This is a genomic window from Arthrobacter sp. E1SS-5, assembly GCF_057073715.1.
The window spans coordinates 4,080,597-4,095,277 of the sequence record NZ_CP172703.1; the positions used below are offsets into that span (position 1 = coordinate 4,080,597).

General features: G+C 60.5%; 12 protein-coding genes. 7 read left to right on the forward strand and 5 right to left on the reverse strand.

What is annotated here, in order from left to right:
• On the reverse strand, nucleotides 1–1,146 hold the full coding sequence (gene moaA / locus ACIGJD_RS19035) for a GTP 3',8-cyclase MoaA (RefSeq protein WP_201302373.1): 1,146 nt from the start codon (nucleotides 1,144–1,146) through the stop codon (nucleotides 1–3).
• Between the two features lie 272 nt (nucleotides 1,147–1,418).
• On the opposite strand from moaA, the gene ACIGJD_RS19040 reads away from it, so the two are divergent.
• Genes ACIGJD_RS19040 through ACIGJD_RS19065 form a run of 6 tightly spaced genes read left to right on the forward strand, consistent with a single transcriptional unit; the run spans nucleotide 1,419 to nucleotide 6,526 of the window.
• Complete coding sequence (locus tag ACIGJD_RS19040; protein ID WP_159629975.1) at nucleotides 1,419–2,708, forward strand: molybdopterin molybdotransferase MoeA; 1,290 nt, start codon at nucleotides 1,419–1,421, stop codon at nucleotides 2,706–2,708.
• Complete coding sequence (moaC, locus tag ACIGJD_RS19045; protein ID WP_159629973.1) at nucleotides 2,696–3,205, forward strand: cyclic pyranopterin monophosphate synthase MoaC; 510 nt, start codon at nucleotides 2,696–2,698, stop codon at nucleotides 3,203–3,205. The genes ACIGJD_RS19040 and moaC overlap by 13 nt, the downstream gene beginning before the upstream one ends.
• 59 nt (nucleotides 3,206–3,264) lie before the next feature.
• A complete protein-coding gene (locus ACIGJD_RS19050) occupies nucleotides 3,265–3,786 on the forward strand; it encodes a molybdenum cofactor biosynthesis protein MoaE (protein ID WP_159629971.1) in 522 nt (173 codons plus the stop codon).
• Between the two features lie 52 nt (nucleotides 3,787–3,838).
• The gene (gene modA / locus ACIGJD_RS19055; protein WP_159629969.1) at nucleotides 3,839–4,642 is read left to right on the forward strand and encodes a molybdate ABC transporter substrate-binding protein; all 804 of its coding nucleotides are present in this window, start codon (nucleotides 3,839–3,841) and stop codon (nucleotides 4,640–4,642) included.
• Nucleotides 4,617–5,480, forward strand: coding sequence for an ABC transporter permease (locus ACIGJD_RS19060; protein ID WP_159629967.1), 864 nt, complete (start codon nucleotides 4,617–4,619; stop codon nucleotides 5,478–5,480). The genes modA and ACIGJD_RS19060 overlap by 26 nt, the downstream gene beginning before the upstream one ends.
• On the forward strand, nucleotides 5,477–6,526 hold the full coding sequence (locus ACIGJD_RS19065; protein ID WP_159629965.1) for a sulfate/molybdate ABC transporter ATP-binding protein: 1,050 nt from the start codon (nucleotides 5,477–5,479) through the stop codon (nucleotides 6,524–6,526). The genes ACIGJD_RS19060 and ACIGJD_RS19065 overlap by 4 nt, the downstream gene beginning before the upstream one ends.
• Nucleotides 6,527–7,938: 1,412 nt before the next feature.
• On the opposite strand, the gene ACIGJD_RS19070 is transcribed toward ACIGJD_RS19065, so the two are convergent.
• Entirely contained in the window at nucleotides 7,939–9,735 is a 1,797-nt protein-coding gene (locus tag ACIGJD_RS19070; RefSeq protein WP_159629963.1) for a glycoside hydrolase family 3 protein, read from the reverse strand.
• Between the two features lie 12 nt (nucleotides 9,736–9,747).
• Nucleotides 9,748–11,022 (reverse strand): MFS transporter, encoded by a 1,275-nt coding sequence (locus tag ACIGJD_RS19075; protein WP_483687504.1) that lies wholly within the window; start codon nucleotides 11,020–11,022, stop codon nucleotides 9,748–9,750.
• A 153-nt stretch (nucleotides 11,023–11,175) separates the two neighbouring features.
• On the opposite strand from ACIGJD_RS19075, the gene ACIGJD_RS19080 reads away from it, so the two are divergent.
• The gene (locus ACIGJD_RS19080) at nucleotides 11,176–12,222 is read left to right on the forward strand and encodes a LacI family DNA-binding transcriptional regulator (protein ID WP_483687505.1); all 1,047 of its coding nucleotides are present in this window, start codon (nucleotides 11,176–11,178) and stop codon (nucleotides 12,220–12,222) included.
• Nucleotides 12,223–12,533: 311 nt separating this feature from the next.
• Here the strand turns inward: ACIGJD_RS19080 and ACIGJD_RS19085 are convergent, their stop codons facing one another.
• Together ACIGJD_RS19085 and ACIGJD_RS19090 are read right to left on the reverse strand one after the other, a co-directional pair.
• The gene (locus ACIGJD_RS19085; protein WP_236560956.1) at nucleotides 12,534–12,818 is read right to left on the reverse strand and encodes an antibiotic biosynthesis monooxygenase; all 285 of its coding nucleotides are present in this window, start codon (nucleotides 12,816–12,818) and stop codon (nucleotides 12,534–12,536) included.
• Between the two features lie 441 nt (nucleotides 12,819–13,259).
• Nucleotides 13,260–14,657 carry an FAD-binding oxidoreductase gene (locus ACIGJD_RS19090; protein ID WP_159629955.1) on the reverse strand — a complete coding sequence of 466 codons (1,398 nt, stop codon included), beginning with the start codon at nucleotides 14,655–14,657 and terminating at the stop codon, nucleotides 13,260–13,262.
• Nucleotides 14,658–14,681 lie beyond the last annotated feature (24 nt).

A 14,681-nucleotide genomic window follows, 5' to 3' on the forward strand; every position in this document is an offset into this window, starting at 1 on the left:
CTATCCTCCAATGGCGCTCATGCTGCGGTCCGGCTGGACGAAGTCCGGGGCGTCTAGTCCTACATGATCCATGCCATGAGCTTTTGGCTTGAGCCACATTGCATCCTGCCACCGCCGTGCGAGAGCCTCGTCTGAGGCGCCTGATCGCAGAAGACCCAGCAGGTCGAATTCCTCGCGGGAGAACAGGCAGCCCATGATCTTACCTTCGGCCGTGATCCGTGTCCGTCGGCAATCCGAGCAGAAGGGTTCAGTGACTGAAGCGATAATCCCCACTGTCCCAAGCGCCGGACGCACGTTCTGGCCCCCTGCCGACGAAGTGTCAGTCACCTCCGACCCAACTGCCCGACGCCGTACTTCGAAACGTTCCGCCGGCGCGCCCTCACGTGCCCGAGGATCCGGGGTGAGGACAAAGTCAGTGGACAGCAGCGTACGGATTTCGGCTGCTGTGATCATGTTGCGCCGGGTCCACCCGTGATCAGCGTCCAGCGGCATCTGCTCAATAAACCTTAGTTCGTAACCACGGTCAAGCGCCCACGCGAGCAACGAAGGAGCTTCGGCATCGTTGATGCCCCGCATCAATACGGCATTGAGCTTGACCGGCCCCAGTCCGGCGGACCACGCGGCATCCACCCCGGCCAGGACTTGGTCCAGGAAGGGCCGACGCGTCAGCTGGTTGAAGGTCTCCTCATGCAGCGAATCCAACGAGACGTTAATCCGGGTCAGCCCGGCAGCCTTGAGCGGGGCCGCTTTTTTGGCGAGCCCCACACCGTTCGTGGTCATTGAAATCGGCAGCTGAGGGTGGTTTCGCCGCAACTCGGCGATGATCCCCAGTAGATCGTGGCGGACCAGGGGTTCGCCTCCGGTCAGCCGCAGTTCGCGGATACCCAGGTTCTCCACACCGATCCGGACGATCCGTATAATTTCCGAGGCTGACATGACCGCCTGCTTGGATAGCCATTGGAGCCCCTCGGCAGGCATGCAATAGGTGCAGCGGAGGTTGCATTTATCCGTCAACGATAACCTCAGGTCAGTGGCGCGGCGCCCATACCGGTCCACCAGCGCGGCGCCTATGCCGGCAGGCCTTGACGCGGATACGGACAGCCCGGCATCCTCCCGGGGTTGCGGCATGCCTAGCTGGATACTCATGTCTTCAGGCTACGCGAAGCAGGGCAGGGGCCTTTGTGCTGGAACTGACAATTGCGGAAGCCAGTTGTGGCAAGTAGTTATAGCTGAAGCGTCGCTTTCCTGTTGGAATCACTTTGCACCCAGGAGGACCAGTTTGCGCAACACGATCGAACCTGGGGCGCACACGAGAACCAGAGAGATGCTTCCGCCAAAAGCTTCGTTGGAAAGAATAAGCAGGTTGGCGTGGCCGAGCAGGATTCACCAGACCGAAAAAGATCTCCCGGAGGCAGGACATGCAAAGGCAAGAAGAGCAGCTGACCGGACTGGGGGGCAAGCGTCCCGGCCCCCGGATCCTCGGAAGGTCTCTGCCGGAACATGAACATCGAAGTGTATCGACACACCTGCAGGCAATCCGGGACGTGCTCTTTCCGCTGTTGACCCCACCCCAGGTAGAGCGAATCCCCTTAATGCAAGCGTTGGGCCGTGGCCTGGCCGAAACCGTTAAGGCACCGGCAAATTTGCCACCCTTCACCAACTCCCAAATGGATGGCTATGCGGTTAAATCCCGCGACATCACTGACGGCCAAGGGAAATTGCGTGTGGTATCACCCGTCCCGGCAGGCACAGTACCGGCACCTCTGGCTGGAGGGACAGCTGCTCCCATCATGACGGGGGCCCTGCTACCCGATGGAGCTGATTCTGTCGTCCCCATTGAACGGGCAGCGCCAAACCACTTCCCTCCCCCTGGGTTGGATACGACAGTGTGGCTTCCTGAGACAGCTGCCGGTACGTTTGTCCGCGGCGCAGGGAGTGATATAGCTAAAGGCGAATGCGCACTGCCCGCCGGAACCGTGCTCGGTCCGCGCCAGCTTGGTCTGCTCGCCGCATTGGGTGTCACTGAAGTTGTTGTTACTCAAAAGCTGACTGTCCTGCTGGCCACCACCGGGGACGAGGTCCTTGAGCCCGGTGAGAAGCCCGAACCGGGCAAGATTTACGATGCAAATAACACGCTCCTGGAGTCCTCTATGCTTCAGGCAGGGCTCAACGTCGTCAGGGCAGGCATAGTCAAGGATGAGCCGGGCGCCCTATCGAAACTCTTGAAAATCCATGCCGCGCACGTCGACCTGATTGTTACCAGTGGCGGCGTGAGCGCGGGCGCCTACGAGCCTGTTAGGCAGACCATGACCGATCATGACGTCGAATTTTCCCACGTTGCCATTCAGCCCGGCGGTCCCCAGGGAGTCGGCACCTTCGAGGGCACTCCGATCCTCGCATTCCCTGGAAACCCGGTGAGCTGCTTTGTCTCGTTTGAGATGTTCCTGCGTCCGCTCCTGGGCGAAATGTTTGCTGCGCCGGCTCCCCGGCTCTCGTTCCGCGCACCCCTTTCGCATCCCTTAACGTCGCCCCCGAAAAAGCACCAGGTCCGGCGGGGTGTCCTCTTAGCGAACGGCACTGTTCGACTGGAAGGCGGCGAAGGTTCCCACTTGCTCGGAGCACTTGCTCGATCAAATGTCTTGGTGCACATCCCAGAGGGAATTTCGGAACTGGCGGAGGGATCAGAGGTGGAGGTATGGGCGGTTTGACGCTTGAAGGTTGGTCCGCGGGCCTCACCCACCTGCGCACGGACGGCACTGCCCACATGGTTGATGTTTCACAAAAAGTTGAGTCCAACCGGGAGGCAACAGCTACGGCAACAGTTCGTACGACTCGCGAAGTCCTGCTGCTGCTCTCATCGGAGGGATTGCCCAAGGGCGATGCCATGGCCGTCGCCCGGATCGCAGGCATCCTGGCGACCAAGAAAACGTCCGAATTGATTGTGCTGTGCCACCCCTTACCTGTTTCCAGGGCGACGGTCGACTTCGTACTGGGACCTGACAGCGTGCGGCTCGTTGCAACCGTTAAGACTAGGGGTGTGACAGGAGTAGAGATGGAAGCTTTGACTGCAGTAAGCGTCGCCGCCCTGAACGTTTACGACATGATCAAAGCCGTTGACAAGCACGCTGTTCTTACGGATATCCGGGTACTTGCCAAGACTGGCGGCAAGAGTGGGGACTGGTCTCTGAAAACCTCGGAGGAATAGGCGTGACTGGAGACACGAGTGGGCTTGACAGGCGACTACCGTTGAATGAGAGGACAGGAATGAGCACCGACCAACATACGGACGCAGGAGAAGCTGCCACCGCAGCGCAGACAACGAGGCAAGCCTTTGCCGTAGTCAATTGCGAGCTCAGCGATCAGCCCATCTCCGTCGAGGTGGCCACAGCGGCTGTGGATTCGAGCACGTCCGGAGCAGTAGTCAGTTTTTGTGGAGTGGTACGCAATCACGACGGCGGTAAGGCAGTCGACCGACTGACCTACACTGCTCACCCCACCGCACACCAGGCGTTGAAAAATGTTCTGGAAGCGGTCGCTGCCAAGTACTCGTCCGCTGATGAGGCGGAGGAAGTCGTTCCCGTGCGGATCTGGGCATCGCACCGGGTGGGAGCACTCGGAATTGGGGACGCGGCTCTCGTTTGTGCTGTAGCCGCGGGACACCGGGGACAGGCATTCGCTGTGTGCTCGGACCTGGTTGACCGCATCAAGAAAGAGGTGCCCATTTGGAAGCAACAGTTCTTCGCCGATGGGACCTTGGAATGGGTCGGTTCCGGCATAACAGGTTGATCCCATGCGAGCGTTTGGGTCAATCAAGCCGAGCCCTGAGAAGGACCATCACATGAACATTTTTCGCGTGCGCATCAGCCTGCTGCTGACCCCATGGGTCGTTGCAGCAGGACTGGCTGGCTGCGCTAACTCCGCCGATGACAAAGCCCCGGGCCCAGGTACCGGCACTCCCCCAACGATCACAGGCTCGGTGACCGTTTACGCCGCCGCGTCCTTAAAGTCTCCCTTCACCGAGATCGCCTCCAAGTTCGAGGCAGCAAACCCGGGCACTAAGGTTACGCTGAACTTCGCCGGATCCTCGGCCCTGGTCTCGCAGATTACCCAAGGCGCTCCGGCCGATGTTTTCGCCTCCGCCGATGTCAAGAACATGGCTGAACTTTCCGCTGCCGGGCTTATCAACGGAACGCCGACCAACTTCGCCACGAACGTCCTGACGATCGCGGTTCCATCAGTAAACCCGGCGTCGATTTCTTCCTTCGCAGATCTAGCGAAGCCGGGCACCAAAGTAGTTGTCTGCGCGCCGCAGGTTCCTTGCGGCTCCGCCACGGGGAAGGTGGAAAAGGCTACGGGAACAACCCTGAAGCCTGTCAGCGAGGAATCCTCCGTCACAGACGTCCTGGGCAAGATCACCTCCGGGGAAGCCGACGCTGGCCTTGTCTACGTCACCGATGTCAAGACCGCCGGTGGCAGGGTCAAGGGCATCGCTTTCAGCGGGTCCGACCAGGCTGTGAACACTTATCCGATCGCTGCGGTAGGAACAAGCGCGAACAAGGATCTGGCCAACGCGTTCATCGGCATGGTTACGGGAAGCGAAGGCAGGAAGGTCCTCGGTGACGCCGGTTTTGGTGCCCCGTAAGAAGGCCTGGTCGGGCAGCAGGACAAATCGACAAAACACCGGTTACACAGGGCTCCCTCCGTGGGTTTTCGCCCTTGCAGCAGCAGGAGGCCTGTTTGTCCTGCTGCCGCTTGCCGCAATGGTGTTCAGGGTCAACTGGGCGCACTTCATCCCGCTCATCACATCGGAATCCTCGCTCACGGCGCTTGGCCTCAGCCTGCGGACGGCTGCGGCCAGCACGGTGTTGTGTGTCGTCTTCGGGGTGCCGTTGGCCCTCCTTCTGGCCCGCTCCAGCTTCCCGGGCCAGCACCTGCTGCGGGCGTTTGTGTTGCTACCCCTCGTCCTGCCGCCCGTGGTCGGCGGCATCGCGTTGCTCTATACGTTTGGCCGTCAGGGACTCCTCGGGAAGAGCATGCAACTGGCTGGGATCCAAATCACGTTCTCCACCACCGCCGTCGTCCTCGCCCAGACATTCGTGGCGTTGCCGTTTCTGGTGGTCAGTCTCGACGGAGCTCTCCGTACCGCCGGCACCAAGTATGAAGCCGTCGCAGCGACGCTTGGTGCCCGCCCGAGCACGGTGCTGCGCCGGGTCACTCTCCCGCTGGTCCTGCCCGGTCTTGCCTCCGGCGCCGTGCTGTCCTTCGCGCGATGCCTGGGCGAATTTGGCGCCACTCTGACCTTCGCCGGGAGCCTCCAAGGTGTCACCCGCACCCTGCCACTGGAGATCTACCTTCAGCGTGAAAGCGACGCCGACGCTGCCGTCGCCCTTTCCCTGGTACTTGTGGCGGTGGCGGTCGCGGTCGTCTCACTTTCCTTCCGGAATTCGGCGGCGCTGGCAGCGGATGCGGAATCAAGATGACCTTCAAACTCGATGCCGCCCTGCACGCGCGCAACTTCGACGTCTCCTTCACTTTCGGAGGCACAGAAACAGTAGCCGTGCTGGGTCCAAACGGTGCCGGCAAGTCGACGATGCTGGCAATCATCGCAGGGCTCATCCGCCCGGATAGCGGGAACGCGGCGCTAAAACAGAAGATGCTGTTCGAAATTGGCGACGGCAGGAACAACTTCCTGCCGCCGCACATGCGGGGAACCGCGCTGCTCGCACAGGAACCGCTGCTGTTTCCGCACATGAGCGTGTTGGAGAACGTAGCCTTCGGTCCGCGGGCTGCCGGCGCGGATCGGGCCAGTGCGCTTCAGACGGCTCGACTCTGGCTCGCGGAAGTAGAAGCGGTGGAGTTCGCCAACCGGCGGCCAGGCCAGCTTTCCGGCGGTCAGGCTCAACGCGTTGCCTTAGCGCGCGCGCTTGCAACGGAGCCCGAACTACTGCTCCTCGACGAACCCATGGCGGCCCTCGACATTCATGCCGCCCCCATGCTGCGCCGCCTTCTCAAGCGGATCCTCGCTACGCGCCGCACCATCATCATCACGCACGATGTCCTGGACGCGCTGATGCTCGCCGACCGCGCCATCGTCATCGAAGACGGGCGGATCACCGAGGAAGGCTCACCCCGGGAGATCCTGAAGAAACCCCGCGGCAAATTTGCTGCCGGACTGGCGGGCTTGAACCTGCTCTCCGGAACTATCACAGGCCAAGGGCTCACGTCCAATTGCGGGCTTGACATCAACGCACATCCCCAAGACGGAGCAGTCGTCGGCCAGGACGGCGTTGCACTCTTTTCACCGATCGCGGTTGCGGTCTTCCCGACTGCTGATCACGGTAGCCCACGGAACTCGTTCGCCGTCCGAATCACGGATCTGGAACCCCACGGCGATCATATCCGTGTCCACGCCGGAGGCCTGATGGCAGACATCACCCCGGCCGCTTCGGCAGACCTCGGGCTCATGCCCGGGATAACCGTCTACTTCGTCATCAAGGCTACGGCCATCACCGTTTACCCGGCATAGCACACAACGTTCGGGCCCATCTTCTCTGCGGTCGAGGTCTCGTCATGCCGGAATCGCGTGCGGTAGTTCATCACAAGGTGTACAGCAGTGGGTGTCCTGCCCTGATCCTTACCGGCCGACAAGCGCCGCCGGAGTTGGTCACGAAGACGTCCGGAGCAGGCAGTGTCCTGCAACGGTGGCCCTATTCCGGGGCAACCAGTCGAACAAGGAAAGACCAGACCGGACCGTTGCGGTTCTGCCCAGCATGCTAGAGCAGACCGGACCAGAGCGGCAGTGGTGTCGAATGGCGATCCGCCACGTTCGGCCAGAAGTTGTAAGGCCAGGTCAATGCCTCGGCGGTTCCGGGTGAATCGGTGGTTCCGTCTGACAGAGCCCTATTCACAGGACCGGCAGATTTTGCTGAAGATTTATCGGCTCCATGACACGTGCGTCAGTATCATCCAGTGGTCATAGGGTCCGGTACGGCACACCCCATTTTGATGGCCCCGCAGGGATGACCTGGAGAAGGTGAGGCGGATCGGGGCCTTGATTAAGCCCGGCGGCTACGTGGACAAGCCGATGAGGAGCCTCAATCGTTTATGTATCCGTTTCATCCAACTCCGTTCTCCCCGGCCCCACTCAGCGGGCATGTAAAAATCCGGGTCTGTGCCCCCGCGAGGAAGAAAGACCTCCTGAGCCTGGGGTGGGAACGGGGCAGCTGTCTTCGTATCGTTCGAACTCATGTAATCCTCCTTCGGCCCTCCTGCAGGGCGTTCTTGATGAACCTGTAGTCACAAGAAGGTTCTTGATCCGCATCGCTTCAACTCAGGAAGGCGTCCTTCCAACCAGCGACGGGTCCACGTTAGTCCAGCGCGGTCAGGGCGTCTTTAGACGCGCGAATCATATTTTTCGTTCTGGGGGTCCAGGAACCCCTTCACACCCCGCCGCTGACATGTTATGGGTGCTGATGCCGGGACACCGGGCGAACAAGGCCTGTGTGTTCCGGCATCAGGCACACAATACTCATCTTCCCTTCGTTCTGACCAGTGGGCAGGCAGCTATTGGGGTGGCTATCCCTCCGTAAATCTGGTCTCCTGTCGGCGCACGAAGTCGACAGGCACTGCTGGATGTGCCCGTACAACGTACTGACCCATCCCGATATCAGTGACCATGATCCCCATGTCGTTGCGCCGTGCGGCCTGAGTTACCAGTTCGATGGCGGCGTCTACCGTTCGTTCCCTTTCCGCGTCGCCTCCGGCGACTGTCACCTCGAGCATCCCAGGAGACCTTGAATCTTCGTTTTGGCCTGTGGATGGGTTGGTCAGCGCATTCGGCACCGCAGTTCCTAATCGTCCTTGTGAGGCCGGCGGGCAGGGCAACCCACCGACCTCACTTGCGTGATGCCCTTCGCGGGGCTGTGCTGTGGTAAACGTTTAGCGCGTGTTGAAGGTGTCAGGAGAAGCGTCGGCGGCTGACGGGATTTTTGGGCCCGCCTCGAGCTTTAGTCCGGAGCCGGCGCGGAAGAGCGGAACGGCCATGTCGAAGGGGACGTCTTCCCGTGAGGCCTCGACATCGGTCATGGAGGAGGGCAAGTCGAAGGGGAGGGTTCCCTTGAATGGGGCCCGTCCGGTGAGAGCATCGAGCAAGACCTTGTCACTGCAGCCGAAATCACCGACTATTGCTGCCGTGGCTCCGATGAATTGTGTGAGCACTGCCGGGCGTTCGAGGTATACCGAGAGGTACACCGGGGCGTGCGTGGCGTAGGCGCGGATGCGGTCGACGGTTTCCTGGGGGAACTCGAGGGTCCCGCCGTGGAAGAAGTCGCCGAGGGAGCCGCGGCCGGGTTCGAAGGGTGCATCAAGCCTGACCACAATCGCGTCGGAGGCCGTGATGTCGTCGGTGATAACCAGCTCGTCAGCAAGATCTTGGGCTGTCAGGCCGTCGAGATACACGCGGGTTCCTCCCGCAAGAGGTAGGGCCCCCTCCTCTGCGGAGATCAGCACAAGGGAGTCTCGTTGAGCAGCTACTCCCCGTTCGAGGAAGACCGGGGAGCCGCACACTCTGCGAGTGGTCTCCACGTCAACCCGGCGGTGTTCGAAAGTGCCGAGCCGGAATTTCTCGCGCAGGAGCCGACGCGCGGACTGGTCGATGCGTTCTTCTGTGATGCGCCCTGAGTCCACGAGTTCCTCGATCAGAAGGGGATTGCGGTCGCCTCCGAACTGGTCGATCCCGACGTCTATTGCGATGGCGGCGCGTTCCTTGGGTTCGAGGTGTTCCAGTCCCCAGCCGTTTGGACCGAACGTCACGTCGCCGATCTGCTCTGCCTCAAGCAGGTTCCAGTCGGTTACGACGATACCGTCGAAGCGGAGTTCCCGTCGCAGGATGTCGCGTACGACCGGAGCGTTGAACGCGAACCCGACTTCATCCCAGGATGTTCCGACAGGTTTGCCGTAGTAGGTCATGACCTGTGTCGTTCCTGCTGCGAAGGCGCGGCGGAACGGATCCATGTGCAGTTCCTGCATACCGCCCGGGTACACCTGTTCTGGATAGCGGGGATCGTGCGCGTCGTCGCCTCTTAACTGAGGCCCGGCGCCGGGAAAGTGTTTGACGACTGCAGCCACCGATTCGGGGCCAAGGTGGGGGCCTCCTCTGAGAGCCTCGATGAACGCTACGGTGAGTTCGGCCACGCGTTCAGGATTTTCGCCGAAGGTACCTGAGCCGCGGGACCAGCGCGGATCGCTGAAGATGTCGGCCATCGGTCCTAGGAGAACTCGGACTCCCATGGCCAGCAGTTCCTGGCGCATGGTGTCGGCGTAGCTTCGGACCGAATCGATATCGCCAATTGCAGCGATTCCGGTCGTCTCTGGCCAGCGCGACAGACTGCCGAGCGCCTGACCGGTGAACGGATTGCTGCGGAAGCCATGGCGGGGGTCAGTTGACAGGGTCACAGGGACACCAAGGCGTGTACTTTCCGCGATCTCCTGCAGCGTGTTGTGCCACGCAGCAACAGAGATGCTGTCTTCCCCGCCGAGGACGTTGAAGTGGGTGATGCCCGAACGGCCGACGTTCAGTTCGGCAGCGGCGAGGGCCTCGCTGTCCGTAAGGCCACCGCTGCCGGGGCTCGTAGAAGGGTGAAACATCAGCGCCGCCTTCTCAGCGACTGTCATGCGCGCCAGCAGATCTTCTGCCCGGCGTTCGGCGGGCAGGGCAGGGTCCAGATAATCGTTCACAACGGTTTCCGTTCAGCGAGTCGATCGAATGAAGAAAAGAGGAACGATGCCGAGCAAAGTGAGCACGGCCCCCACGGCCAGCAACAGCGGGTAGTTTGGGGTTCCCCCGCCGACGCCGAGCAGCAGCGGCGCGATGAATGGCATTACCGAGAATGGCAGGGTGAATGCGATGTTGGTGACCCCGAGGTCGCGTGCCGCTGTGTTGGGGTCGTTCATGGTCGCCACAGCGAAGCCGATGTATCCGCCGTAGAGCATTCCGCCGGCGATGCCGCTGACAATGCTTACGCCGATAAGGAACGGCAGGACACCGTCTGCGAATGCGATCTGGATGGTTCCGGCGGCCATGATTACAGCCGTGGCCCCCAGGACCAGCTTGCGGCGGCCGGTGCGGTCGTTGAGCCACCCGGCGATCGGAGCGAAGATCACGGCAAGGATGCCGGGAATGACGTAGGCCAAGGTGATGACCCCTGGCAGTTCATCTTCCGGTACTGCAATGCGGTCTTGGAGGAGATAGACAGTATAGGTCGACACAACCCCCCAAGCGCACGTGACAAGGAACATCGCCACGAGAAAGGCACTGAAGTCAGGGCACTTGCGCGGATTGACGTAGAAGCTGCCCAAAAACTCACGGAAGCCGAAAGGAGCGATGTCATCGCCTGCCGGCCTGTCGTCGCGCAACAGCACGAGCAGCAGCCCACAGAACACCACTGCGACCGCGACGGGCAGACCGAACTGGGCCAGCACGTTTGACGGGAACCACTGTACAAAGAACACGCCCACGAGTAATGCCGCAGAAGCGGCCATACCAGACAGTGCCCCAACGAAACCCTGCTGCTTCTCGGGGATGCGGTCAGCGACAATGGCCAAAGATGCTGCAATCGACGCGTTCACGAAGGCCTGCATGATGATCCAGCCGAGCAGCAGCAGTGGCATTGAGTTGCTGAACCCGATGACGGCAGCCCCGGCGATCGTGCCGGCCAGACCCACCACTATCCACGGCCGTCTACGGCCAAACCTGCTCCGCGTCCGGTCGCTGAGCCGACCGAAAAGGGGATTCGCGATCAACGCGGTCAGCGTGCCGATCCCCGCAGCCATCGAGTAGCTGGTGGCCTTGCCATCCGGGTCTAGTTCGTCGATACGCAACGCGAGCGTGACGGAAGCGGGCAAGTTGATCGACATCCAGATGCCGAACAACGCGAGCACGTAGATTCCGATGAAGAGGGGACCGACACGCTCCGGGACGTTGTTGGTAGCCCCCGTCTCGGTTGCGCTAGTGGGTACTGACATAAATGATCCTCACCATTGAGAGTAGTGGACGAAGTTGGAAACGCTACCGGAAACGTTACCGGAAACGCTGCCGATATACTAGGGACCGGATTGTTGCAGTGCGAGCGAAAGCACAACTTAAGCTCTAGGGATAGGAACTTAATGCTTCGTAAGGTGACATTGGCGGACGTCTCGCGCGCGGCCGAGGTTGGGGTAGCTACGGTATCCAGGGCTCTCGGGGACCATCCGGATGTCAGCGAAACCACGCGCCAGCGCGTTCGCGCTGTGGCGCGCAATCTTGGGTATCGTCCCTCTGCCACAGCGCGGGCGCTGCGCAGCGGTGAGTACCGCGCTATCAGTGTCATCGTGCCCGATGCAGGGTGGGGATGGTGGGAGCCGGTCGTTCGCGCTGCATTTCGAGCAGCCGCCGAAGAGGGCTACTACCTTATGGCGCATCCAGTCGCCGGCACTAAAGGCGGCGCCGCCGCGATTGTGGGGGCACTTGCCAACGTACCGACGGACGGTGTGATCATTATTGGAGTGCCGGATCAAGATGGCGTGCGCGAAGCATGTGACCGCATAGCACTGCCTGCTATTGCGATCGACGATACTAGTCGCACTGTTCGGTTTCCGACCATTTCCGCGCAGAATCGGGAAGGCGCCCGAATTGCCGTTGAGTATTTGATTTCGCTCGGCAGACGATCGATCGCGCTCCTGCGTCCAAACATGGAAATGGAGACAGATACTTGGGGTGACGGGCTGTTCATTGACCACCGCACTCTGGGGTACCGGGATGCACTGGATTCGGCCGGAATTACCTTCGACGAGTCGCTGATAATTGACTGCATGGATCCCTTTAATGAAACACGCATGCACTGGAGGGAGCTGGAATCAGAACTGTCGAAAGGTATCAGAATTGACGCTATGTTCTGTGCTGCGGATACTATGGCAGCTGCCGCCCTGCGGACCCTTCGTGCCCGCGGGTTGAAGGTACCCGAAGACATCTCCATTGTGGGGTTTGACGATGAGCGCGCTGCCATGCTGGTCGATCCACAACTAACCACAATCCGGCAGCCCTACGCCGAGATGGGCCGGCATGCGGTTCAGTTACTGTTGCGCAAAATTCAAGGTGAGGACGTTGAGATTCGCCGCTACGAATTCGTCACGGAACTCGTACGACGTTCATCAACTCCCTCGCCCCAAGAGTGTCAGCAAAACTGACGGCACAACCGGATGACACGACCACACAAGCGTACCCGCATGCATGACCCGCCGGTCGCACAGTCGCCCTCGGTAGGACAGTCCGCCAGGAACGGCGGCAAACGATGTACGCCTTCAGGGCAGCGCGAATTTGTCGGCAACCAGTTGCAGCCACCGTACCGGCACGTTGGTTAGGTACGTCGGCTGCCGATTTCACCAAAACCAAACGAGGACAGACCCCTCAAACTCTCCACTGGCCCAAGCCCTAGCCCTAAGAGGACAACCCTGGGCCCAGTGGAGAGAAACGTCCGACGGAGGCCATTGGGCCAAAATTAGTTGGTACCCTGGGCATCCTCTATTACGTCGTACAGTGCGGTCCCGTGGTCTGCATGCTGTAGTTCGTCGAGCCTGGTACGCGAGGCGAGAAAGGCGGGATCCGCATGCCAAGCCTCCCAGTCCGCTTGACTTCTCCAGGTGCCAATGATGACGCGAGTACCGGGGGCGTCAGCGGGAGTGAGCAACTGACCGTGTATCCAGCCTTCCTTGTTGTGGGCTGATTTAAAGCGCTCTCGGATTAGCCGATCCCATTCTTGCTCTGCGTTCGACTCGAGCTGCATAGTGCTGACAACGGTTATCACGTCGCCTCCTCCTGAGGATTGAATTTCTACCACAAACGTCTAGTCCGGGGAACAAGAACAGGATAGATGACCCCGCGCACGGCTGCGAAGTCTTCAGCACGTGCAGTTGTGCGCCGAGGAATGACCCTGGTGGCACTCATTCTTGCCCCTGTCTGGTGGCTCCAATAGCTGCCATTACAGATACCTAACGCAACTTACAACAAATGAAAAGTTCCACTCCCCCGGCAGCATTGGCGAAATGGACAAGCCCGCGGAATGTTCCATTACAACATCAAGCGAATTCGCTTGAGAATCGTCCCGTCAGCGGCCTCCGGTCCGCTTCGACCTGTCGTTGATCCTCCGCTTGAACGGGCTAATTGGTGGTTCAAGATGAGTGTCTGGCAGTCCACCCGGGCTTGTTAGCGCGGCGTCTTGGGAGGGTCAGAATCGCTGGGGGTCTACGTTGTAGTTGCGGTGGAAGCAGTTTTCCGGGTCGTATTCGCGTTTTACTGCAGCGAGGCGGCGGTAGACTTCTGGGGTATAGACCTCGATGACCATCTCTGGTGTGACCTCTGAATTGTTATTTAGGAGACCGAATTTAGAAGTCGTGGCACCGGCGTGAAGTAGGGCCGCGTCCAGCTCTCGTGCCCTCTCGGGGTACTTTGCAGCTCCGTGGCTCGTCCCGTCCCATTCCGCGACGGCCAGCACGCCCATCGCATCGCGGTGCCGGGCCGGCGTTCCCTTCGGGTTTCCGAAGGGCCTTCCTTCGATCTCCAGTTTCACAGAATTCCCGGTCGAGGGCTCGCTGATGAACTTATCGAGATTCGCCGCAACGGCTTCAGCGAAACGACCGTTTGACACGGCGATCTCCCGGTCGATCCAAAGGTTGAACATTCCGTCTTCGAAACTACCCACCTCGGCGTTAAGGGCGACTACCTCGTCGTACGAGCGGATGGCAATGGAGTCGGACACGGGTCGACCCAGGCCACGAAGCCGTTCGATGTCCCGTTCGGCGATATCGAGCTTTCCGAGGTGACCCACGCAGACTGTAATAGCAGGGGCCCCGCTTTCGTCCATGCTTATGAAAACGCTGGGGTAAAGATGATCTGCCATTGCGTTGAGCGCATCGAGGATGGACGTCAGAAGGCTGGGCAGCTTATCGACCGCTGGCTGCCAGGTCATGAATCCGGCAAGCATCTGCCTGGGCAGCTCGTGGAGAGCGACCTCGACCTCTGTGACGACACCAAAGTTAGGGCCTGCACCTCTGATTGCCCAGAACAATTCGGGCCGTTCATCCGCCGAGCAGTGAACCAGCTCGCCTGTTGCCGTCACCAAAGTCGCTCCCACGATGTTGTCGCTGGCGAGACCATAGAACGGAGTGAGGAAGCCGACGCCTCCATTGAGCGCGAGGCCGCAGAACCCGACTTTGGGGTGCATGCCCGTTACAGCCGCTAGACCGTGTCTGGCTGCCTCTTGGACGAGATCGCCAGCGATCACCCCACCACCGACGCGCGCTCTACCCGTGACCGTGTCAATGTCGATGCTATCCATCAGCCTGAGGTCCAAAACGATGCCGCCGTCGTTGGTCGCATACCCATTTGGATTGTGGCCACCGGCACGGACCGATATCTCAAGGTCATTTTCGCGTGCATAGCGAATGGCTTTCTGAACGTCTCCCGCGCTCGTGCAGCGCGCGATCACCGACGGCCGCTGCTGCAAGTGGCGGCCGTCCCAAATCCCCGCGACCGCATCAAAATCATTATTGCCGGGGAAAAGAACATCACCATCAATATTGAGTGGCGTGGTTATCCTTGGTAACGCCAATTTCTGCTCCTCCATCTCTTGACACACGACAGTCGCGGT

Coding starts and splice junctions, on each gene's coding strand:
- moaA (WP_201302373.1), bottom strand. CDS start 1,146: ATGAGTATCCAGCTAGGCATGCCGCAACCCCGGGAGGATGCCGGGCTG.
- ACIGJD_RS19085 (WP_236560956.1), bottom strand. CDS start 12,818: ATGCAGCTCGAGTCGAACGCAGAGCAAGAATGGGATCGGCTAATCCGA.
- ACIGJD_RS19040 (WP_159629975.1), top strand. CDS start 1,419: ATGCAAAGGCAAGAAGAGCAGCTGACCGGACTGGGGGGCAAGCGTCCC.
- ACIGJD_RS19090 (WP_159629955.1), bottom strand. CDS start 14,657: ATGGAGGAGCAGAAATTGGCGTTACCAAGGATAACCACGCCACTCAAT.
- ACIGJD_RS19075 (WP_483687504.1), bottom strand. CDS start 11,022: ATGTCAGTACCCACTAGCGCAACCGAGACGGGGGCTACCAACAACGTC.
- ACIGJD_RS19050 (WP_159629971.1), top strand. CDS start 3,265: ATGAGCACCGACCAACATACGGACGCAGGAGAAGCTGCCACCGCAGCG.
- ACIGJD_RS19065 (WP_159629965.1), top strand. CDS start 5,477: ATGACCTTCAAACTCGATGCCGCCCTGCACGCGCGCAACTTCGACGTC.
- modA (WP_159629969.1), top strand. CDS start 3,839: ATGAACATTTTTCGCGTGCGCATCAGCCTGCTGCTGACCCCATGGGTC.
- moaC (WP_159629973.1), top strand. CDS start 2,696: ATGGGCGGTTTGACGCTTGAAGGTTGGTCCGCGGGCCTCACCCACCTG.